This window comes from Pseudoalteromonas sp. SG43-7, from assembly GCF_014164295.1.
In the GTDB taxonomy this organism is placed as follows: Bacteria; Pseudomonadota; Gammaproteobacteria; order Enterobacterales; family Alteromonadaceae; genus Pseudoalteromonas; species Pseudoalteromonas rhizosphaerae.
Genome location: NZ_JACJEY010000015.1, coordinates 17,206 through 41,606 on the forward strand (window position 1 = coordinate 17,206; position 24,401 = coordinate 41,606).

General features: G+C 38.8%; 15 protein-coding genes and 2 pseudogenes. 6 read left to right on the plus strand and 11 right to left on the minus strand.

Annotated elements, in window-relative coordinates:
* Positions 1–11 precede the first annotated feature (11 nt).
* From H5200_RS08940 to H5200_RS08970, 7 genes and pseudogenes are all read right to left on the minus strand, one after another.
* Positions 12–932, minus strand: coding sequence for a hydrogen peroxide-inducible genes activator (locus H5200_RS08940; protein WP_149980528.1), 921 nt, complete (start codon positions 930–932; stop codon positions 12–14).
* Between the two features lie 92 nt (positions 933–1,024).
* The gene (locus H5200_RS08945) at positions 1,025–2,293 is read right to left on the minus strand and encodes an inorganic phosphate transporter (RefSeq protein WP_182719201.1); all 1,269 of its coding nucleotides are present in this window, start codon (positions 2,291–2,293) and stop codon (positions 1,025–1,027) included.
* A 39-nt stretch (positions 2,294–2,332) separates the two neighbouring features.
* Positions 2,333–3,010, minus strand: coding sequence for a TIGR00153 family protein (locus tag H5200_RS08950; RefSeq protein WP_145238222.1), 678 nt, complete (start codon positions 3,008–3,010; stop codon positions 2,333–2,335).
* Between the two features lie 171 nt (positions 3,011–3,181).
* The gene (gene phoU / locus H5200_RS08955; protein ID WP_064668157.1) at positions 3,182–3,883 is read right to left on the minus strand and encodes a phosphate signaling complex protein PhoU; all 702 of its coding nucleotides are present in this window, start codon (positions 3,881–3,883) and stop codon (positions 3,182–3,184) included.
* Between the two features lie 54 nt (positions 3,884–3,937).
* Positions 3,938–4,765, minus strand: a complete 828-nt coding sequence (gene pstB, locus H5200_RS08960; RefSeq protein ID WP_145238219.1) for a phosphate ABC transporter ATP-binding protein PstB — start codon at positions 4,763–4,765, stop codon at positions 3,938–3,940.
* A gap of 27 nt (positions 4,766–4,792) precedes the next feature.
* A pseudogene (gene pstA / locus H5200_RS08965) lies at positions 4,793–6,442 on the minus strand (phosphate ABC transporter permease PstA).
* A gap of 14 nt (positions 6,443–6,456) precedes the next feature.
* Positions 6,457–8,691 (minus strand): ABC transporter permease subunit, encoded by a 2,235-nt coding sequence (locus H5200_RS08970; protein WP_182761341.1) that lies wholly within the window; start codon positions 8,689–8,691, stop codon positions 6,457–6,459.
* 359 nt (positions 8,692–9,050) lie between these two features.
* On the opposite strand from H5200_RS08970, the gene H5200_RS08975 reads away from it, so the two are divergent.
* The 3 genes from H5200_RS08975 (at position 9,051) to H5200_RS08985 (ending at position 13,245) form a co-directional block, all read left to right on the plus strand.
* Positions 9,051–9,557 (plus strand): glycine cleavage system protein R, encoded by a 507-nt coding sequence (locus tag H5200_RS08975; RefSeq protein ID WP_149980525.1) that lies wholly within the window; start codon positions 9,051–9,053, stop codon positions 9,555–9,557.
* A gap of 120 nt (positions 9,558–9,677) precedes the next feature.
* The gene (gene ppk1, locus H5200_RS08980; RefSeq protein ID WP_182740448.1) at positions 9,678–11,765 is read left to right on the plus strand and encodes a polyphosphate kinase 1; all 2,088 of its coding nucleotides are present in this window, start codon (positions 9,678–9,680) and stop codon (positions 11,763–11,765) included.
* Positions 11,758–13,245, plus strand: coding sequence for an exopolyphosphatase (locus tag H5200_RS08985; RefSeq protein ID WP_182719198.1), 1,488 nt, complete (start codon positions 11,758–11,760; stop codon positions 13,243–13,245). Before ppk1 ends, H5200_RS08985 begins: the two co-directional genes overlap by 8 nt.
* 54 nt (positions 13,246–13,299) lie before the next feature.
* Here the strand turns inward: H5200_RS08985 and H5200_RS08990 are convergent, their stop codons facing one another.
* Positions 13,300–13,755: a hypothetical protein gene (locus H5200_RS08990; RefSeq protein ID WP_145238201.1), complete on the minus strand. Its 456-nt coding sequence runs from the start codon at positions 13,753–13,755 to the stop codon at positions 13,300–13,302.
* Between the two features lie 531 nt (positions 13,756–14,286).
* On the opposite strand from H5200_RS08990, the gene H5200_RS08995 reads away from it, so the two are divergent.
* A complete protein-coding gene (locus tag H5200_RS08995; protein WP_259399194.1) occupies positions 14,287–16,107 on the plus strand; it encodes a methyl-accepting chemotaxis protein in 1,821 nt (606 codons plus the stop codon).
* 114 nt (positions 16,108–16,221) lie between these two features.
* Positions 16,222–17,277, plus strand: coding sequence for a porin (locus tag H5200_RS09000; protein WP_182761343.1), 1,056 nt, complete (start codon positions 16,222–16,224; stop codon positions 17,275–17,277).
* 130 nt (positions 17,278–17,407) lie between these two features.
* Here H5200_RS09000 and H5200_RS09005 read toward each other — a convergent pair whose 3' ends face one another.
* Entirely contained in the window at positions 17,408–18,247 is an 840-nt protein-coding gene (locus H5200_RS09005) for a transposase (RefSeq protein ID WP_182761344.1), read from the minus strand.
* Between the two features lie 71 nt (positions 18,248–18,318).
* Here H5200_RS09005 and H5200_RS09010 point away from each other — a divergent pair.
* A pseudogene (locus tag H5200_RS09010) lies at positions 18,319–18,654 on the plus strand (transposase); the annotation flags it as partial.
* 368 nt (positions 18,655–19,022) lie between these two features.
* Here the strand turns inward: H5200_RS09010 and H5200_RS23985 are convergent.
* A complete protein-coding gene (locus H5200_RS23985; protein WP_182761345.1) occupies positions 19,023–23,519 on the minus strand; it encodes an RHS repeat domain-containing protein in 4,497 nt (1,498 codons plus the stop codon).
* A gap of 425 nt (positions 23,520–23,944) precedes the next feature.
* Positions 23,945–24,385, minus strand: a complete 441-nt coding sequence (locus H5200_RS09020; protein ID WP_182761346.1) for a hypothetical protein — start codon at positions 24,383–24,385, stop codon at positions 23,945–23,947.
* Positions 24,386–24,401: the final 16 nt, after the last annotated feature.

Genomic DNA, 24,401 nt, shown 5'->3' on the forward strand with positions numbered 1-24,401 from the left:
ACCTAAATGAGCTATTCATCCGCCATTAAACGGCATTGTTGCTTTAAAAAGCTTTCTAGCATTTGGCTAAATAAACGAAAATCTCGAATACGACCGGTTGTTTTGCGCCACAGAATGCCAATATCGCGGTAAGCGTCACTTTGTGAAGGAGTGGCAAGCATATTTTTGTTCGCTAAAATACCCGCGTTAATCGCCATTTGCGGTAAGAAAGTCACACCGAACTGGTGCTCAACCATGCTAAGTAAGGTGTGTAAGCTCGCCGCTTCAAACGGATTGATACAGCTTGAACGATTTAAATGACAAGCACTTAATGCGTGCCCTGTCATACAATGCTCTCGCTCTAATAAGAACACGCTGGCTTCCGGTAACAAGTTAAAATCTTCTATATTCTTAGCAGGTAAATAGTCTTTATGATGTACTAAGCAAAAGTGATCTTGCGCGAGTACTTGAGTATGAAATTTATCAGTATCGTAAGGTAGTGCCAACAGCGCCATATCGATATGGCCATGTTCGAGTTTATCTAACAAGCTATCACTGGTGTCTTCAACCAGTACCAACTCTAAATCAGCAAACTGTTGCTGACAAAGGTGGTAGAGAGGTGCCGCAATAAAACTAGCAATCGTTGGAATAACTCCAAGTGTGAGCGTACCGCTTAGCGGTGTTAAATGGCTTTTAGTCAGCTCTCTAACACTTAGCGTATCGTCAATAATTTTGCGTGCCCGCTCTACTACCTCTTCGCCGATAGCTGTGAACATCAAACTACGATTTTCACGCTCTATGAGTTGGCAACCGAGTGTTTCTTCAAGGGTTTGAATTGCACTGCTGAGTGTTGATTGACCAATAAAACACGCACTTGCGGCGCGGCCAAAATGTTGATGCTGATGAACTGCCAATAAATACTGCAGCTGTTTAATACTTGGTAAGTTCGTCATACTTTTTGTACCCACAAATAAAAAGACCCCAACACCAAGGGCGTTGAGATCTTTTCAAGCTAAAAGTCTGTAATACTTAAAGACTGCTGGATTTAAACTCCAAAGGCAGTTCTCAGTATGTAGAAAATAACAATAGCAAGGGCAGCGCCAACTGGCAATGTAATTACCCAAGAAACTACAATGTTTCTGATCACACCCATATTAAGTGCAGCAATTCCACGTGCCATACCTACCCCTAATACCGCGCCAACTAAGGTTTGTGTAGTAGAAATTGGTAAGCCTGTTCCCGATGCAATTACAACTGTAGAAGCAGCAGCTAATTCAGCAGCAAAACCACGACTTGGTGTTAAATGCGTAATGCCTTCACCAATCGTTTTAATTACTTTTTTGCCTAAAATTGCAAGGCCTGCAACAATACCGAAACCACCTAGTGGTAAAATCCACCATGCGATTGTCGCTTGCTTAGCTATCTCACCGTTATTTTCAACAATGTTTACAACTGCAGCCAACGGACCAATCGCGTTAGCCACGTCATTAGAACCATGAGCAAATGCCATACAACATGCGGTTAATACCATTAAGATAGCAAATACTTTCTCAACGTTATTAAATTGCATTTTCTTATCGGCTTTTGGATCAATCTTTAACCGAGAAATAACGATTTTACCAATAATACCAACAATAACAGCAATACCGATTGCTAATGCATAACCTTCAACAGCACCTAAATTAATACCAATGTGCTTTAAACCTTTCTTGATGGTTACTAAAGACATGATAAAACCGGCTAAACCCATGTAAATAGGCACATAGCGTTTGGCATTATTAAGTGGTGCCTCGGTGTCAAAAATTAACTTTTGCGCACTCATAAATATTAAGTAGGCAATAAACCCTGAAATCGCCGGGGTAACAATCCAACTCCCCACAATACCTGCAACTTTGTCCCATTGAATCGCTTCGCTGCCAACTGCAACTAAGGCAAATCCGATGATAGCGCCAATAATTGAATGCGTGGTTGATACCGGCCAACCTAAGAATGAAGCTATTAGCAACCAACTACCCGCTGCAAATAATGCCGAGATCATCCCTAATACCATAAGTTCTGGCAGGTCTAAAAACGGCGTAGAATCGATAATGCCTTTACGAATTGTCGATGTTACTTCGCCGCCAGCTAAGTAGGCGCCTGCAAATTCAAAAATCATCGCTATAAAAATAGCTTGTTTAATAGTTAATGCTTTTGAACCTACCGATGTGCCCATCGCATTAGCAACGTCATTCGCGCCAATACCATAAGCCATAAAAAAACCGACTGCTGCGGCAATTAAAATTAATACCGTGCCATAAGATGCAATGATATCCATTGTGTAACCCTAATCTTTCGTTATTGAACTGAGTGTAAATTACCGAGCTAACATCAGCTCAAGACGCGAACCAACGCGTTCTGCGATATCCGCAAGCTCGCCGACCCATTCGATGATTTTATATAAAAACATTACATCTACAGGATTGAGTTCATCTTCGACGTCACGTAATTGGCGACGTATTATGATTTGCATATCATCCGTGTCTTGTTCAATTGCATCCAATTCAACGAGCATTTTTTCTACTAAGGTCACTTCACGACCTTTAAAACCAGTTTCTAGTAACTCATCTAACTCATTGATTGCGTTTGATGCTTGTTTAGTTGCATCAACACAGCGAGTTACATAGGCTAAAAAGTTAACTTGAATTTCTTTTGGAATGGTCATCTCACGACCAATTACACGACCAGCAATGTCTTTTGCTTTATTAGCAATTTTATCTTGCTGGGTGACGAGTTCAAGCAGATCTGTACGCTCTACCGGCATAAATAAACCGCGCGGTAACTGTAAACGTATATTTCTTTTCATGTCGTCGGCTTCACGTTCTAAAGTACGAATGTTCAAGCGAATCTCTTCTGCTTGTTGCCACTCTTCTTTAAATACATGATTGAAAAAAGGGATCAAAGCTTTACTTGCTTGATGTACCTTCTTGATGTGATCTTCCATTGGCTTTATAGGAGATTTTGCGAATACCCCTAAAAATGCGTTTGTAGGCATAACTGACCCTTAAATCAAATTAGTATGCTTTGCGGCGTGAATTTTACAGCATTCACCGCGATTGTGAATGCTTTTATTACATCACAGCTGCCGCTACAGCATTATAATTATAACGAAAACATGAAAAGCGACCATTGGCCGCTTTAATAAAACAAGACGGTATCAAAAAATCTATAACGATTTTTCTATATCCTCTTGAGATGTATGACGAATATCTTTGCCATTAACAAAGTAAATAATGTATTCAGAGATGTTTTGACAACGGTCGCCAATTCGTTCCAATGAACGTACCGACCAAACTAAATCCATAATTTTTGGAATTGAACGTGGATCTTCCATCATATAGGTCATAATTTGACGAGTAATTGCTTCATACTCACGGTCAACCTTGGCATCTTCTTTATGTACTTCAAATGCTTTTTGTACATCCATACGTGCAAAAGCATCGAGTACATCATGCAGCATTTTTGAAACTTGGCGACCCATATTTTCGATGTTAACTAATAAATCTTGCTGATCTTTAGTAAATGAATCTAGCGCAACTTTAGCAATACGCTCAGCTTCATCGCCAATACGCTCTAAATCGGCAATGGTTTTAGCAATCGCGACTACTAAGCGTAAATCACTTGCAGCTGGCTGACGACGAGCAATGATACGGGTACATTCCTCATCAATATTTACTTCCATGGCGTTTACTTTATAGTCGTTTTCACGCACTTTACGCGCTAACTCAGCATCGCCATTACTTACCGCATCAAGCGCGCTATTAAGTTGCTGCTCAACTAAGCCACCCATGCTTAATACATGGTTGCGAACGTTTTCTAGCTCTTGGTTAAAGCGGCCAGAAATATGCTTATTAATATTGTGTTCCATTGTTTACCTTCTTATCAAAATCGCTAACGTCACCCAAAAACAGTTTGACTCAGCCTAGCCGTAACGACCGGTGATATAATCTTCCGTTTTCTTTTTCGTTGGGGTAGTAAATAACGTATTGGTATCTGAGTACTCTATTAATTCACCCATGTACATAAAGGCCGTTTGATCAGAAACCCGCGCTGCTTGTTGCATGTTGTGGGTTACGATAACAACGGTAAACTTATTTTTTAAATCGTTGATAAGCTCTTCAATTACCAGTGTTGAAATAGGATCCAATGCTGATGTTGGCTCATCGAGTAATAATACTTCAGGCTCAATGGCGATAGAGCGTGCAATCACTAAACGTTGCTGCTGACCACCTGACAAACCAAATGCACTATCGTGAAGCCGATCTTTTACTTCATCCCACAGTGCCGCGCCTCGCAGTGACTGTTCAACCACCTCGTCTAATTTACGTTTTTCTTTGATACCTTGTAAGCGTAGGCCATAAACCACATTTTCGTAGATTGATTTAGGAAACGGGTTCGGACGCTGGAATACCATACCAACATTACGACGCAGCGCTGCAACATCTACCTTTTTGTCATAGATGTTTTGTCCGTGTAGTAAAATTTCACCTTCAATACGGCAAATATCAACCAGATCATTCATACGGTTAATACAGCGCAACAACGTAGATTTACCACACCCTGATGGTCCGATAAATGCGGTTACTTGGCCTTTTGGAATATTCATATTCACTGAGCTAAGCGCTTGTTTTTCACCATAGTAAAGATCTAAGTTTTTGATCTCGAGTGCCGTTTGCTCGGTGCTTAAATTGTCTAAGTCCAATTTCAAACTCGTGCTTGATTGGTTTACTTGTGGAGCGACTGTAATCATGTTTGTTACCTATAGAATCTTTACTAATTATTGATCAAGCGATCTAAATTTTTCACGTAAATGGTTACGTATGCCTATCGCGGTGATATTCAGTGTAATAATTACTGATACCAATAAGAATGCGGTGGCATACACTAGCGGACGTGCCGCTTCAACATTTGGGCTTTGGAAGCCAACGTCGTATATATGAAAACCTAAATGCATGAACTTTCGATCTAGATGAAAATACGGGAAGTTACCATCGAGCGGTAATGTCGGTGCCATTTTCACCACACCCACTAGCATCAATGGTGCAACTTCGCCAGCAGCACGCGCCACCGCTAATATTAAACCGGTCATAATCGCAGGACTGGCCATTGGCACGATAATACGCCATAACGTTTCAGCTTGCGTTGCGCCCAGTGCTAAAGAGCCATGACGAACCGTACTTGGGATACGTGATAAGCCTTCTTCTGTTGATACAATCACCACAGGCAGCGTTAAAATAGCAAGCGTTAAAGCAGACCAAAGTACCCCTGGAGTACCAAATACTGGACTAGGTGAGGCTTCTGGATAAAACAATTGATCCAAACTGCCACCTAATACATAAACAAAGAATCCTAAACCGAATACACCGTAAACAATTGAAGGAACACCAGCCAAGTTAATGACCGCGATACGGATCATCTTGGTAACCGCATTTTTAGCCGCATATTCATGTAAGTATATAGCTGCTACAACCCCAAACGGCGTTACAATTACAGCCATCAACATTACCATAAAAACAGTACCAAAGATTGCCGGGAATACACCACCTTCAGTATTAGCTTCACGCGGATCATCTGAAACAAATTTACCTAGTTGTACAAAGTAGTGACCTAGCTTTGCAACAAAGCTCATGTCATTAGGAAACCAAAAATCCAAAACCTGATATAAAGGCAAAGTAACAATTTCACCGCGCATATCTTTTACGGTTACCTGATCACGCTTAGCTTGTTTGCGCAGTGCAAACAATTGCTTTTCAAGTACGCCATACTCGGCTCTTAGATCTGCACGCTGTTGCGCAAGCTCAGCCACTCGTTCATCGGTCAGTGCATCATCGAGTAAATACGACTTCTCTTGTAAACGTAAACGCTCTAATTGATATTTAATATGCCCAAGGTCACCGTTTTGCAAATCAAGCGCTTGCTCATTAAGCTCAACGGCAAGTTCAACTAATTCTTCTTATACTTCAGTTTTATTATCGGTGATCACTTGGCCGTCTTTTATTACTTGTTCGACGTAGCCATAAAAATTACCGTTTTTACTGCGTTCAAACACCGCTATAGCCGCAGGCATGGTATTTGATTTTATGTCAGTTTCTATTACCCAACGAAAATCTAAATCAACGTATTCACGGTTACCGGTTTTAATTAAATAACGCTCTAGTTGCTCTTTATCATAACCAGATAAATCAACACCGGTTGCCTCAAGGCGCGATTTAGGCACCATTTCACGGTCGTATATTTCACCAATTACAGTTTGCTGCGCAACCGAGCCCTGTAGCTCTAATTGCACTACTTGTGATGGCCAGAAAAAGCTTAACCCTTTCCAAGCAATCATTGCTAATAACCCTAAGACAGAAATCAAACTGATACTTACTGCACCACCTGTCATCCATATCCAAGGAGAACCTGACTTAAACCACTGCTTTAACATGTCGTGTCTCCCACTTACATCGAGCTGTATTTATCACGCAACTGCTGACGCACAAACTCAGCAATTGTGTTGAAAATAAAGGTGAATATGAACAATACAAAAGCGGCTAAGAATAAGATCCGATAGTGTGAACTACCCACTTCCGATTCTGGCATTTCTACTGCGATATTAGCGGCTAAGGTACGCATACCTTGGAAAATGCTCCAATCCATTATTGGCGTATTACCTGTTGCCATTAGTACAATCATCGTTTCACCTACGGCGCGGCCTAAGCCCATCATCACAGCAGAGAAAATACCAGGGCTGGCGGTTAATAACACCACACTAACCAAGGTTTGCCATTGTGTTGCGCCTAGCGCCAATGAACCGTTTGATAAATGCTTAGGCACACTAAATACAGCATCTTCTGCGATAGAGAAAATAGTCGGAATAACCGCAAAACCCATCGCAATACCGACTACCAGTGAATTACGTTGATCGAAAGTCAGACCCAATTCGTTAGTCAAATACTGGCGAACATTACCGTCAAACATCCACAACTCAACCACCCCGCTCATCGCAAAGGCTAACCAACCAATCAGTAACAATACTGGTATTAGTAAGATTGAGTGGGCCCCTTCAGGAACTCGGTGACGAAAGCTTTCTGGTAATTTAGTCCACGCAAATGCGGTCGCTAAAATCCCCAGCGGCAGCATAAACAGCAAGCCAACAATCGCAGGTAAATGCTCTTCTATCAACGGCGCAAGCCATAAGCCTGCTAAAAATCCTAAAATTACGGTTGGTAATGCTTCCATAATTTCAACTGTTGGTTTGACTACTTTACGTAATGGACCTGACATAAAATAAGCGGTGTAAATTGCTGCAGAGAGCGCAATCGGCACTGCAAATAGCATCGCATATAAAGCAGCTTTTATAGTACCAAATGAAATTGGCACTAAAGAAAACTTAGCTTCAAAGTCATCACCGGCAGACGTTGATTGCCAAATATAACCCGGCTCTGGATAACCCTCATACCACACTTCTTGCCACAAGGCTGACCAAGTCACCTCAGGGTGTTCATTGTGAATTTCAACCACGGTTAATTTGTCATCAGCTAGAATAAGTGCCGCATTTGAGCGTGGTGCAATAGCAAAGTTTTCAATCGGACCTTCACTGATTTTACCTTGCCATAGTTTTGCTTCACTGGTGGTGTAATACACGCCTAACTCACCATTAGAACTGGTGGTAAAGAACGTACGGCGATAAAACTCAGTGAATATATCTAGCTTAGGCTGCTTTGAGGTTTCAAACGCACGTATTTTCTGATATTCACGGCCATCGTCAGTATTAATTTCAAACCACTGCGAAACTTCACCATTGTCATTCGCTAGCATCAGCGAGTTAGCACCGGCTAATAATTGCGCCGAAACCAAGTTGGCATTTTCTTCATTCGCCGCAAGCATTTGGATCAGCTCAACCTCGCTTGGATTGCGAGTATCGTAAACATAAATTTGATTTGCTGAGCGCACAAAAGTACGGGTGGTATCTGGCGACATTAGTAGTTGGTCTACGCGCCCTTCAACATCAAGTTCAGTGCGTTCAACAACCCATTCAACTTCACCGCTGAACATGTTTTCTTCTGCAACAAAACTGCTAAAAATTACACGCTTATCAGCCGTTTGTGCAACAACAGCGGTTTTATCTTCATAATGGCTAAATGCAAATTGTTTAATGGCAGCACCATTGTCGTCAACCAGCAATGTTTTTTCACCAAGTGGATAACCCAAACGCGGGGTTAATTTACGTTCGTTATTAGGAAAGGTAACTAAGAATTTAGGTGACACTATCATCACCGAACCATTTTCTAGTCCGTATGCGTAATGCCCTTGAAATGGCGCGCTGGTTGCAAAACTACTCACTTCGCTGTCAAGTGGCACAACCAAGCTAGCAAGCTTTTTACCAAAGCCCTTTTTCTCAACACTGTAATAATCAACCTTACCTTGTTTGCTCAGTAAAAAAGCAATTTCAGTTTGCTCTTCAACACCTAGGCCAACAATTTGTTCAGCATTACTAAGCGCAAAGCTATCGCGCGTTTCTACCTTCGCTGATTCAAAAATAGGTTGCACAACATACAATAAATAGAAGAATATCAATAGCAAAGCTATTAATACCATAATACCGCCAGCGGTAATGCTAAATTTGGCAAACCGATCTTTAAATAGACGGCTTCTATCCGTATTAAAAGACGGTTTATTCGGATTGGAAGTCATCAAAACACCTATAAATCTTAACGTTGGATAGATTATATTTCACCAAGATGACAGTATTGTTACAAACGTCATAATTGCTAAGACTTTGTTGTGGTATTCATCATAACAAAACAAACAATGTTTATATTCAATAACTTGAAAAACTTTCAACTTATTGCTTTATTATTGATAAACAAAAGTTTAGATAATTCAGACTGTAAACTCACACTATTTTACTGTTTTTAAATTGAACTATTGGCAAAAAAATTGGACAAATTTGGGGACTGAGTCAATACTCAATCCGGTTCTTTTTAATCATTCAATAATTTCATGCCTGGGCATTTATTATTTAATTACGGCACTCTTTAGGAATTATCTATATGAAGCAATTGGTTATAACTATTTTGGGACAAGATCGTCCGGGACTTGTAGAAGACATCTCATCTGCAATTTTAAATCATAATGGTAACTGGTTAACCAGTAACTTAAGCCATTTAGCCGGTCACTTTGCTGGCATCATTGAAGTAGCAGTGCCAGCAGAGCATCTGCAAGAATTACAAGATGCATTGCATGGCTTACCACAATTAGAAGTACGGATTGAAACAGGCGCGCATGAACTACCAGACACACCTGCTGAACAGCTTAATTTTGTGATAACTGGTAATGACCGACCAGGTATTATTCAAGAACTTGCAGGAGTATTGCGTCACAAAGGGGCTAATATCACTCACTTAAACTCTAAGCAGCAAAGCGCACCAAACTGGGGTGTACCAATTTTCAGCGCCGTTGCAACCGTTGCTTTGCCGACGGGCATGAATAAAGACGAAGTTGTTGCTGCACTCGAAGCAATTACATCCGACTTAATTGTTGATATTGAAGACGCTTAAGTCACACCTCACAGCCATCTTCTATAGCAAGACAAACATGTAATAAAAGTGACATGTTTGTCATTTTTATGTCATCTAAGTGTTCTATATTTTGTTCAGTTGCTGTCCAAGGAATAGAATATGAACGCCTGCGCTGATGTGTCTCAAACGATTAATTATTTTGCCCCAGAGTTAAGTTGGCTGTCTTTTAACGATCGCGTTTTACAAGAAGCTAAAGATAAAAATAACCCGATTATTGAACGTATTCGTTTTTTGGGGATCTTCTCAAACAATTTAGATGAATTTTTCAGAGTTCGGGTTGCCGATGTAAAACGACGCATTCTATTAAATAAACTACCAGATACTAATTTTGATGAAGATGAAATTTTACTGACCCAAATTCAGCAAAAGGTTTTGCAGCTTGGTAAAAAATTTAACGTTATTCATCAGCAAATTCTCCATGATTTAAATACCCACAACATTCATGTTGACCGTCCCGAGCAGCTTAGTGAATTTCATATTAACTGGCTAAAAATATTTTTTCACGACAATGTATTACAGCATATATCGCCAATAATGCTGGATGAAAATAAAGACTTCTCAGATCATATTAACGATACAATGACGTACTTGTTTGTCGAAATGTTTAACGACAAAAGTCATTATGCGATGTTAGAAGTCCCTACCGATCGCGTACCACGCTTTGTAATTTTACCACCCGAAAAAACCCGTCGTCATAAAACTATTGTGATGTTAGATGACATTATTTTGTTTTTTTTAAGTGACGTATTTAGCAGTTTTTTTAGTTTTACTGAGATCCAAGGCTACGCAATCAAGCTGACCCGTGATGCAGAATACAACCTAGATGACGAACTAGAAGAAGGCATTTTAGATAAGATGTCTAAGGGCCTAAAACAGCGTATTTATGCCGAGCCGGTGCGCTTAGTATACGACCAAGCGATGCCCGAGCCAATGCTCAAAGTAATGAAAAAACGCTTAGGTGTTACTCATCACGATGCGTTGATCCCCGGTGGTCGCTATCGTAACTTTAGAGACTTTATTGGTTTTCCCAATGTTGGTCGGCAATATTTAGAAAACAAATCATTACCGGCTTTGCAAAGCACAGCATTTAATAATCATGCCAGTGTGTTTGCTGCAATTAGTCAGCAAGATATTCTACTTTATTATCCATATCATACATTTAATCATCTACTGGAATATGTTCGCCAAGCAGCATTTGACCCTCGAGTAACACAAATTAAAGTAAACATTTATCGTGTTGCGAGTAAATCTCGATTAATTTCATCACTGATCAACGCGGCAAAAAATGGCAAAAAAGTCACCGTTATGGTGGAGCTAAAAGCACGCTTTGATGAACAAAATAATATTGAGTGGGCAAAAGTACTCAGTGGCGCAGGTATTAAAGTTATTTTTGGTATACCAGCTCTCAAAGTACACAGTAAGTTATGTATTATTCATCGTCGTGAAAAAGGTCAAATAGTAAAGTACGCGCACATTGGCACTGGTAATTTTCACGAAAAAACCGCCAAAATCTATACAGACTTTAGTTTATTTACTAAACATCAAGGTATTTGTGACGAAAGTGATAGCGTATTTAAGTTTATTGAAAGCAGTTATAAACCGTTTATGTTCGAACATTTGATGATTTCGCCAGTGAACGCTCGACAGCTGTTGCTTGGTTTAATTCACCAAGAAATAACCCATGTTGAAAATGGTCACACCGGTAAAATAACATTAAAAATAAATAACTTAGTAGATAAAGAACTGGTTGATTGTTTGTACTTGGCCGCTCGTAGCGGTGTTAAAATTCGCATTATTGTCCGTGGTATGTGTTCCTTAGTGCCAGGACTCAATAATTTTAGCGACAACATTCGGGTAATTAGTATCGTCGATCGCTTTTTAGAGCACCCGCGAGTTATGATCTTTGGTAATAATGGGGATGAAAAAGTCTATATTTCATCTGCAGATTGGATGACACGTAATCTTGATCATCGAGTTGAAGTTGGCGTGCCTATTTATGATGAAAAACTAAAACAACTCATTGTTGACGTACTTGAACTGCAATTTAAAGATCGTACCAAAGCGAGAATCATTGATAGCGAACAGAAAAATCATTATGTTAGACGCGGAAATCGTAAAAAAATACGTTCGCAAATAGCTATTTATGATCACTTAAAAAAATGGGAAGGTAATTACAATAATGAATGATTATCCCTCAATAGCTGCGGTTGACTTAGGGTCAAACAGCTTTCATTTAGTGGTCGCAAGAGAAGTGGATGGCTCTTTGCAAATTCTCCACAAAGAAAAACAACGCGTTTACTTAGCCGATGGCTTAGACGACAAAAATCAATTAAGTCAAACTGCCATAGATAGAGCATTAACGATATTAAAGCAGTTTGCTACTACGCTACAAGACTTCCCTGCGAGCAATGTAAAAATTGCTGCAACTTATACATTACGACGAGCTAAAAATATTAATTCATTTTTAACTCAGGCAAATAGAGTTTTTCCTTATCATATTGATGTGATCTCAGGTCAAGAAGAAGCGCGCTTAATCTATCAAGGTGTAGCTCATTATGTTCATCACGATGAAAACCGTTTAGTTATTGATATTGGCGGCGGTAGTACCGAGCTAATTATTGGCAAGCATTTTAAACATAAGCTGCTCTCAAGTCGCAATATGGGCTGCGTAAGCTATACCAAGCAATTTTTTGCCGATGGTATTATTAATGATAAACGCTTTAGCAAAGCACAAATAAAAGCAGAGCAAGAACTTGAGGTTATTTTTGCCAATTACATTAGTGCAGGCTGGCAATCGGTAGTGGGGACGTCAGGCACCATTAAATCAATATTAGCCATGATCAACGCTAATGACCCTGAACAAAAAAATATCACACTGGAGCGATTGCTCGAACTTAAAACTCAGTTTATAGCCGCTAAAACTATCGATAACTTACTTATTGAAGGTTTAAGCCCGGAGCGTCAAGTAAGTATTTGCGGTGGCTTAACTATTTTACTCGCGATTTTTCAGCTGTTTAATATTACCGAAATGGATTACAGCGACTTTTCACTACGTGAAGGTTTACTGCATGAAATGCAGCAAAAGTTAGCGCTTAAAGATATACGCACCAATACCATAGCTAATTTAAGCGAAAGAAACACAATAGATAAAGTACATGCACAACGTGTTGCAAATACTGCCGATTGGTTATTCCTACAAGTACAAAAAGAATGGCAGCTCGACTCATTAGATAATCATCAATTATTAGTGTGGGCAGCGCAATTACACGAAGTGGGTTTAGGTATTAACTCATCAGGCTTACACAAACATAGTGCTTATGTTGTTGAAAATAGTCAGCTGCCAGGATTTACTCAACAACAGCAAACATTATTAAGCTGTATGATACGGTTTTACCGTAAAAAAATTCGTTTAGAAGAATTTCCAACTTTACTCTCGGTGCCGCACTTTCAAATATTACAATTAATTGTATTACTCAGACTAGCTATATTATTAAATCAAAAACGCCTTAACGATCAACATCAAGAGTTAGCAGTATCAGTAAAAGGCAATAGTATGCTATTGCAGTTCCCAGCGGATTGGCTCAATGAACAAACCTTGCTTCATGCTGATTTACAACAAGAGCAAAAATATTTGAAGAAAGTAGGCTTTTTAATCGACTTTGTGTGATTTACAGACATGGCTGAATTTGGATAGCATGCGCTACCCAAATTAGATCTTCTATTACATATCCATATGGCGATTAGCACTTTGCATCATTTGCTTTAATCCTTGATGTTCAAGCTCCAGCAATTGAGATAGTTTCTCTTTACCTGTTGGCGTTTCTGCACGACTAAGTAAGTATTGATAAAGATTGATCACCTTTTGATGCTGATCTGATATATAACCTTGCATGGCTTGCTCATCAACACGCGTATCACGGTTTAAATCTGTAAAATTAATCAGTTCAGAGTTTTCAGCAAAGTACTCGTAACAATAAGTATCTAAGGTATTGATCTCCGTGATGGCTTTAAAACCAACTAAATCCTCAGCCAACTTTTTTTCGTACTTAACAAAGTAGTCTGCCAGCATTTGGTTATGCTCTGCTAAATCGTCTCTGAGACTAAAAAAATTTGCCGCCATTTGGGTATGAAATAGTACAGTCCAGTCGTACACTTCTTGTATTGTTTTAACTTGCATGTGCGTTCCTTAATTAACCCTAGTAACCATACTCCTGCGTAAAACGTGCCAATAAAAAGTTAAATTAAAACAGAGAGATATTAAAAAACCATCACCCAAACTCGTATAAGTTACAAGTAATAGGGTAATTTTTATAGAGTGGTGGTACAAAAACGGTGGCTCATATTTAAATTATGACTAATTGATGTGACATAAAACACTCGCAAATTCTAACCTTAGTAGCTAAGTAGCGTTTCATCTTAAAGCATAAGTAAATGCAAAACATGACATCCCAAGTTTGCTGATAACTTAGCTGCCACTGTGAAATCTCTACAACCCTTAGCCGGGAATCATAAATAAATTTTACATCGCTATGCTGGTGTAATTTCTAATGTTTACTAATATTCATTTGTTGATTGATGAAAACAGTAAATTATTTCAGCTTGAGCATATGCTCTTTTTATTGGTGGTTAACGCTTTATGGATAAGTATTCCCTTCGAAAAAAAATATTAATTATTACTTTTTTTTGCTTTTTTATATTTTTTATAGCGATGCTAATACAGAGCTTAAATGCATTACAAAAAAATATAGATTCCGCATTACGAGAAGAAATAAATTTAGTCTCAGATGTATTTACAAATGGGGTTGGTGATTGGATGTATGACAGGCGTCAGGCTGTTATTAAACTGTCTAAAGTTATTGCTGACCATCCTGAAGTAAAACCTTATATTTTGCTTGACCAAGTAAAAGAAAGTTTAGGTTTTTCGCTTGTTTACTATGGTAATGAACAAGGAGAAATGTACCGTAACGACCCTAACCTTAATCCACCAAATTATGATCCCAGAGTACGGAGTTGGTACAAAGGTGCATTAGAAGAAAATGGTAGTTTTTTAGCTGCTCCTTTTGTTTCTGCAAGCACCCAAGAATATGTGGTTACTCTTTCAGAGCCAGTGAGAAAGGAAGGTGAGATAGTTGGTGCAGTTGGCGCTAATTTAACTTTAGCTCAATTAACTAAATATATAAATGCTCTCGATGTACCTGGCGATGGATATGCCATCATTGTTGACAAAAGCGATCAAGTTGTTGCTCATCCTGATACAAAAAAACAAAGTACTAAAGCATCAGCTCTCGATAAAAGCTTTACGGGTCAGTTGTTAGAAAAGCTAGTGACTAAGCATACTTTAGAAGAAATGACCTTAGATAATCGCGAGCGACTTATTTTTGCACAGGCTATTCCTAACTCCAGCTGGTCAATTATTTTAGTAATGGACAAAGATACTTTATTTGCACCTGTACGAAGCCAGCTTATTACTCAAGTGATCATCAGCACTGCAATGTTAATATTTGTACTGTTTATCATCTCATTTTTGTTAAAAATCATGCTCAAAAACTTAAGTTCTATCACTCAAAATTTAGATGCTATTGCTAATGGTAATGGCGATTTGACAGTTAGGTTAGAAGTGAATAGTGGCGATGAAATAGGCCAACTTGCATCGAGCTTTAACCGTTTTGTTGAACAATTACATGGCATTATAAGTCGACTGAGTGACGCATCAACAATATTGCTAAGTGAAGCTGGTGATGTATCTACAGCAACAAATAAGCAAAACGATAGATTACAGCGTCATCAAAGTGAAATTCATATGGTTGCAACTGCGGTAACTGAAATGGCTGCGGCAACAAAAGAAATCGCTGCTAATGCAGAACAAACGGCACAATCATCACAAAACTGCGTAAGCGTTACAGAGCAAGGCCGTTTTGGCGTTGAGCAAAGTCAAAAATCTACAAAAATCCTAGCTGATGAGGTCGAAAAAGCGAGCGAAATTATTCGTGATTTGAATAAACATGCGCAAGAAATAACATCAATTTTATCTACTATCAGCGGTATTTCAGAGCAAACAAATTTACTGGCATTAAATGCAGCAATTGAAGCAGCAAGAGCTGGGGAGCAAGGGCGTGGCTTTGCTGTAGTTGCCGATGAAGTAAGGGTTTTATCACAACGAACTTATACTTCGACTCAAGAAATCCAAGGCATGATTGAGTCACTACAAAGCGCAGCACTAAAAGCGGTAGATGCGACTGATAAAGGTAAAGGAATGGCCAACCAAAGTGTTGAAGATGCTCAAAAAGCGAATCAAAGTCTCGGTAAAATATTAGAATCGGTTAGTGTGATAAATGACATGGCAGCACAAATTGCCACCGCCGCTGAAGAGCAATCAGCTGTCACCTTAGAAATCAGTCGCAATACTGAGACAATCCGAGGGGTCGGTGATGAAATGTTTGAAGCAAGCCAATTAGCTGCTGAACAAGCTCAAAAATTACACGACTTAGGAAGACAGATTAACAATGAAGTGAGTAAGTTTAGACTGTGAAGTGAACCTTTAGATTATCAGTAAAATAAACTTAATTTTGAATGCTTAAAAATTAAATTTTAATAAGCAACTGAATAAAAACAAATTTAGTAACAAAAATAATTAGAGGTTTATATGAAATCAGAACTTAGTCCACTTTTTGTAGGGGTTATTCTAACGTCTTTTCTTACTATTACTAGTAATGTAAAAGCAGCTGAGCCAAGTATCAAGGATATAGATTTTTATGCTTCTATACGTTTAGGTGTAGATAATATTGACGCAGGTACATCTGATGATGGGGCTAATGGCCGCGACTTTTTGAGTCGTATAGGTGCTAAAGCGAGTATCAAAATAGATGACAATTTAACAGCAGTCACGAGAGTTGAATATGGCCTGAGAGAAGAGAATGCAGTTGATTTAACTCAAAATAATGGCCCGACTCTTCGTCAAGCCTACGTTGGTTTGAAAGGTGATTTTGGTGAAGTTTATTTCGGGTCTCAAACTTTATTATGGAATACCTATGTTAGAAGCGCTTATTTTTCAGATGGTATAGATACTATTCGACAAGGTAATGTACGAGACGATGATTTACTACAGTATTTTTATAAACAAGGTAATTGGAACTTTGGTGCAGGGTTACAATTTAAAGGGCAAGATGGAAGCTCTGTTGATCAAATGCAATTAGGTGGAGAATATAAGTCTGGACCTTATAAAGTGCAAGCGGCTTGGTCTAAAGATAACCAAGGCGATAATAAAGGTAACCTTTATGGGCTGCGTGGTTGGTGGGATGTTAATGATGCTGTGACACTGTCAGCTTTTGTACATAAAGCAACCAACACCTACGATATTTATGGGGGAAGTAGTACTGGAACGGTTCGATTGAAAGATGCTGATGTAGAGGGTAATAAGAATGCAATTAACGCATGTAGCTCTGAAGATAGAACAAGTAGTGGTTTATATGCCAGTTACCTATTCGGTAAAAATAAAATCCATACTCGTTATGCTATAGACAGTTGTGATATATCAGGTGATGTAGATTCCGTTAAAATCGAATATATACGTTATTTGAGTAAAGCTTTAAGGGCTTGGGTAGCATACGAAGACTTAAGTAACGATGAACAACGCAAACCTACTACTAGCTCCGGCAAAGACATGTCTCAATTACAAGCTGGCGTTAGATTTGATTTTTAAACAAGCAAATCTACACATTACCTATCTATTACTTTCAAAAGTATATCAACATTGAATCGTCGCAGTACCCGTTTTACGAGGTTCTGCGACTCTGGTCAAACAAAGTTTGATGGGCTCAAAACCGCAATGGTCAGGTCTTTCTTTTTGCCACTATCCTACTTACTCGAGAATAATGCAGCTGAAAATAATCGCCAACCTCTTTCAACGTGTACCCACCGGATGCATAAGCAGCTCTTATGGCATCATCACGATTATTAAACCGTTGAGCGTATTCTGTTAATGGTACCGCTGCTCTGCGCCTTTGTTTTTGGGGTATTTCCGATAAATCGCCTTCCTGCTCTTTAAGTAATTCTAAATGTTCCTTTACAAACTCAGCAGTACCTAAAAATACCTGATTTGAAATATTTCCCCAAGGATCCACCCCTTTTCCTTGCTCTACTAACTGCGCAAACTTACGTCTGGCTATTGTTTTATACTTTGCAAATTGCAGTAACATTTTATCTACCGCAAGCCATTGGGGAATCGGCTCTTGACCCATTACATAATTCCAGCTACTCCAAGGCCACTCCGATAGGCTATCGGCCATTTTCGCTCTAATTGGGTTTAAAACAATATACCTGTTTAGCTCTAATAAATATGCATCCTTATCAACCAAAATTGCCTTATATCGTCCTTGGAATAAATGCCCCACACGTCGCTGTTTTCTATTAAACCATTGCGTATATACACCATTTAATTGCCGCATCCCTTTACTTAAATTGGCATCAGGTGTTTCAACGAGCAAGTGATAATGATTAGTCATCAAGCAATATGAATGGATCACCCAGTTATAGCGTTCACATACATCTCCTAGGATTTTTAAAAAATCCTCAAAATCTGATTCATCTAAATAGATAGGCTTTCTTTCATTGCCCCGCGAAGTTATGTGATATAACGCACCCGCAAACTCTAATCGAAGAGGCCTTGCCATCTTTTCACCTATCAATTTGTATAAATTAATATCTAAAGATTAGCCGCAAGCAACAAAAAGGCAAGAAGAAAGACCTGACCCTATTTTTCGGTGACAAAGGGTATTTAAGTAAGGCTTTAGAAGCGGATTTGCTCGATAAAGGGGTAAAGCTGATCACGACGGTTCGCAAAAATATGAAGGCAAAAGCGATGTCATTATGGGATAGAGCGATGCTTTCAAAGCGTTTTATAATCGAAACAATTAATGACCAACTCAAGAACATATCTTTCATTGAACATTCGAGACATCGGAGTATGAACGGCTTTATGTTGAATTTAGTGGCTGGATTGGTGGCTTATTGTTTGAAAGAAAATAAGCCACACCTTAATTTAACTGACGTAGAGCTTAACGCATTAGTTATCGCTTAAGCAGAACTGAGGTTACTTAGTTTTTTATTGCGTGCAAAACAAAGCCCCGCGAGTGCGAGGCTTTGGATTCAAAAGATCGATATTCTATATGTTGAGTATCTTAAACATCCAACGCACAGTTGCTAGAGTTGCCCAAATTACTAAAGCAACAATTGGTAACATTGATATGAATACTAAAGATGCGCTCGACAGGTCAACGTCTCGTATACGAGTTTGAAGTTCAAAACCGTAGAAGCCGACGACCAGACTTCCCAAGAAGTAAATAGTTAAGCTAGCAATAATCAAGCTGCTATATCCAATCATTGCTCTCAATCTGTTAGCTTTCTTTGATTTGCCCTCTGAAACATCTATTTTCATATTTCTCAACTTTAACAAGAATCATCATTACACTGAGTCTGTTGATGTGCTGCTTCTGCGGCAGCTCCTGTTCCGTATGCCCCGCCAAGTTTGACCTCAGCAACTGCCCGATTACCCGGTGTTGTACTCAACGTCTTTGAATCAGCCAATATACGTTGGGAATTAGCTCCCGTCATATTATTAGAAGCCTGTGTAGCAGAGTTATTAGGCAACCCTCTACCTGCGACAGCAACTTTTGCGGCTGTCTTTGCAACTGCTCCACCAACTGCCCCGATAGCCGCTGCTTCGATAACATCCTCAGTGTTAAACTCACCATCCATCGCTTGGTTTGCAACTTCGCCGAGTCCATTAGCCCCAGCACCAACAGCCATTGTTCCTAAAAGGCCACCACCAAACGTAGTAGCAACACCAACCGCAGCGCCAACTCCTCCGGCTTTCATTACTGAACCAAAAGAAGCATTTTCATTTGTTACTGCTTCTGAAATTGCACCTATGGCAAATCCAATTACACCGGCTCCAACTTGGAGAAATGGGAACTCTCCATTCGGATCAGTATATTTATACGGGTTATTGTTTGCGTAAGTATATCGACCAAAACCATGAACTGGGTTACCACGCCCCATATGACCCAACGCATCCACCGGATCATTAGAATAAAACCGCCCGATAACTGGATCATAGTATCGTGCCTGCATATAACTCAACCCTAAATCGGTGTCGAATTTATGCCCTGTGTACCCTACGTCATCTTTGGGTGCTTCTATCGATTCACCAAATGGACGCGTGTGCTGACGGCTTTCACTCACGGTTTGCGGCGTTACATCACCGTACTTGGCAATCAGTTTTTTACCTAAGTAAATATAGTTAGTACCGTTGCCTGTTATGGTGCTTCCTTTTTCTCTATATAGCAGCATACCATCTTGGCTATACATTGAATAACTGGTGCCATTGCCATCAGTTTGTTTTACGCGGCGGTTATGGCCATCGTATAAGTAACTATTACCTTTTGCAGTGGTAAGTTGGTTTGCTTCATTAAAATCTAAACTATATGCCCCATTATTGGTGATATTACCACGGCTATCATACCCTATTGACCCATACCGCCCACTAACACCGGTTACTTTTGATAAACGATTTTTAGCGTAGTCATACGTATAGTTAAGTGTTTTACCCTTATTTTTATAATAAGTGATATTACCAAAACCATCATAGCGTAATGTACTTGAGCCTATACCTGTGCCACCCGTTGTACTGGTTAACCGGTCAAGGTCGTCATACCCGAGGTAAGTTGAGCTGTGTGCACTGTTTTGCCCATCAATGATTGAAGTAATATTCGCGTTGTTGTCGTAATCATACGTCAACGCCATAACGGTACTCGGTAGATTACTGCCTGCGGGACCGGTATCTTTTAGCTGCTTAGGTAACAAACTATCTGAATATAATGTGGTTTTATGCGTTACACCATTGCCATAAGTGAATGAGTCAAGCATGCCATTTGCATAGTATTTAGCGTCTTTGGCAAAACTTAGTTCAACTGCACCGTTTTTATAAGTTTGAACCTCAGTTGGCTCGCCAAAGCCATTGGGCTTGAAGTTAACAATCGTGCCATCTGGATACCCTAATTGCTTACGCTGCTGTAACGCATTGTATTTATAACTAAGCATTAACGGTAATTGATTACCAACAAAAAGCTGCTCTTCTTCTAATAAGTTTTGATTATTATATGTGTAGCGATGGGTAACATCCCCTGCTGTTAAGGTAAGCACATTGCCATTGTTATCACGCTCGTAACTAACATCACCTGAGTTATCTGGGTAATTAACATATTTGAGGCCGCCTAAATTATCATAAGTGTAATTAGTAGCCCCGACAGGTTTAGTCGTTGAACACTGGGTGTTATTAACGCTGGCTTTATGCCAACTAAGTTCACCCAACGCATTGTATTTATATATCGTATTACCAACATCTGGGCGCGTTGTTAAACATAGCTTCTTCGTATTGTCATAATAGCGATGCTCGGTAACACTAACGGTATTTCCGTGTTGATTAGCCGCTGTTTGCGTTATTGAGTGTGTTAAACCAAATATATCAACATCCATTTGTGTTGTTACATCTTCGGGAGATTCTATTTTCACCGCTTGTGAGTAACTTGGTGAGCCAAACGCTTGATAAGTCGTGGTCGTTACGTTGTCTTTAGCATCCGTTACTTCTATACGATTACCAGATAAATAGGCGTAATTAACGGTGCCCAATCCACTTGTTGTTACACTTTGCTGTCTACCCAGTGAATCATAGACGGTTGTAGTGCCTTTATTTTCACTTACATTTGCGCTTGCATAAGATTGGAACGTTGGTTGATTCAAGTAGTTATATTCGAAACGCTGATAACGGGTACTATTTGCTGCTGAGCTATTGACTAAGTCTTGGCTTTTTATCTCTGTCAGTCGCAGTAAGCTGTCATAGTACTCTGTGGTTTTAAATACAGCGTTACCTGCACATGCTGTCCTTGAATTATTTAATGTACACGTTGACGCAGTGCGGGTGTTGGTATCGTTGTTCCAAGTATATAACGTGTCGTACCAGTTGCCATTAGCCGCATCATTTGTTAAATCTACGGATTTAATACGACCTATGTCATCATAGGTGTAATTAGTTGATATGCCATTATAATCGGTTGTACGCGTTACCCACCCGTTATTATCAACGACTCTACTCGCACTCATATTTCCTGAAGTTGACCTATTGGGAACAGTGATAAGCTGAGGTAAACCACGCTTGTAGTTGGCATATTCAATGAAACGCTTACCAGTACCATATGTTCGATTTAAGTTATAGCTAACCTTTTTCAATAAGCCTGAAGAAAAATACTCCCTAGCATTTATAAATATTACCCCCCTCTTTTTCTGTAAAGTTGGTAACTTGAAGGTATTATTTTTTCCATTTTTATAGTTACTAAAGTTTTTATATTCAATCTCATAGTTTGCGATTGTGCTACCATCAATTAGTTTATCATCTGTAAACTCAGAAACAGGAAGCCCTAGCACCCATGAATCATTATCATGTAAATAAACCTTCTTATTATAAATTTCGTTGTTACTAAAATTATTTCTCTCCCTTATTTCTGTCACAAAACCATATGTATCAAACTTTTCAAAATCTGTTAAATATTCATCCTTATAGTTATTGTTATATATAATTATTTTTTTATTAACGAGATTAACTCTATTTTTAATTTGTGAGATATTAATTACTTCGCAGGGACTTCCCCTTTGTCCACAGTCAACCCATGAACTACCTACAAAATCACCTTTAGAGTAAGTATACTCCTCTCTTTTTATTAACTGATTACTTAAAGAGAGTGTATCTTCAGCAATAACCATATTCTCACTGATAGATTGGCTTTCTCTATCAATATACAAAATATTTATTTTATCTTGCTTAATTATTTTCACCGTCCTGAAATGCAAAGGAGTCCGAGATGCAATCATAGAAGGAAACTTTTCAATGCCAACTGATTTCGAAATATCGACCGGACCTGATACAAAATCATTGAGATCATTCCGCTCGCCATCATCAAAATAAAACGGTGGACGATTACTTAATCCATAATGACCCGAATTTTCAGAGTAAATATAATTCCAGTCTATATCATCTAGTTTACTGCCAGTTATTCTTTTTCTTACTAAGGATAAAGATAAACTACAGTTTAAGTTATACATGTAGCTAAATTCATCTAACCTTTGGTAGTCATAAACCCTTGGAATTACATTTGAACGATTATGTTTTTTTATTTGAAGTGTGTAACGAATTATTGCACCTTCTGGTGTTTTAACTGTTACCTCTTTAGGTTCAGGGTGCACGATAGCGCACGAAGGTATTTTTTGACCCCCATATGACCTTCCTTTGTTACGGTTATAAAATTGAAGCTGATTGGTATAAAAAAAACTGGGATTCTGCCCCCTATACCCTAAAATGTGTATTCCTCCATATTCCCAAGTTGTCCCATTTGGAAGAATCACTTTATTTAAATAACCATCACTAGTGTTATAATGATACTCCCAGACTCTATTGTTTACAGAAGCTGATACAGGCCTTTTTTTATTGTCAACAACCCCATAGTCTATATCAATTCTTCTACCATCAGATGAAACAATGCTAATTAGGTCGCCATCTTCGTAATTATAAATTACATCATTACCATATTTATCCTCGATCTTTGAAACCATTAGTATTTTCGTATAGGTCCTTGGCATATGAAGATTTGGTATAGCTCCATTATAATAGGTTTTTACCTCATTGAAGGTATAGGTAAAACCATTTGGAGCAGAAACAACGATCCCCTCTTCCCCGTCTGCATTGTAGATACAACCCTTAACTTTATAATTAGATTTAGTAATCTGTTTTTCTGCAGAATGACCGTAAGTATTTAAAAATCTCTGTGATGTAACATTAGGTATATGTAGAAATTTACCACTCCAGAAATTACTTGATGGAATACCATCATCCATAGTCACTTCAAATGCAGTTTCTGCTGAAGCTGTACAATTTTCTCCTTTATACCAACCAGAAAGGCCAAAATCCCATTGCCCTTTCCCACCGGATAAAAAGTTACCTTTAATTAACGGAATATCCCATTTCCAGCCATTTGGTCCACCCGTATCTAGGTCATCAGATGGTATCCACCGTATTAACTCAACTGGAATCTGTGAGTTTCCCTTAAGAGAAACATCTGTAACAGCAAACGTAACTTCCCCTGTTACCGGGTTATAGGAGTCATAATCATTATTAGAAGCTGTATATTTTTTTGGAATAATTTGTGCAACTAAGTTAATTTCGACTTTGTCATCAGTACCACCAGATACACCTAAACAATATTAATTCGAGCAATATATAAGAAATAAAAACAAAACCTTTATGTAACTTTTCATATTTATTATCCTTTGGTTTCTACAACTGGACTACCTAACAAATCCGTATGTATAAATATAATTTGTTTTTTCAAAGCCACGCTATTACTCCATAGCCCACTGTTAGCGCAAGATATATAACTACACGCCATAACTCTAATGCTCGAAATACCAACTGGTAGAGGCGAAAATGTGACTGAATTAGAATCAACGTCCCTTAACAAAACCCAATTACCGTTACTATCTAATCCTTCAACACGATATTTACTTGCATGCTGAATATCATTCCAAGTGATAGTAACGCCATTTGAAAGTTTCACTAAATTCACATTACTCGGTTGGTTATATTTTTCACTTGGAATAAACGGAATGATGATAAAATTATCGCCATTACTAATCGGTATCCATGTAGTTTCTGCTTTTAATGTTCCTGTAAAAAGTAACATTAGCATTAATATTTTTTTCATAGTCCCTCACGGATAA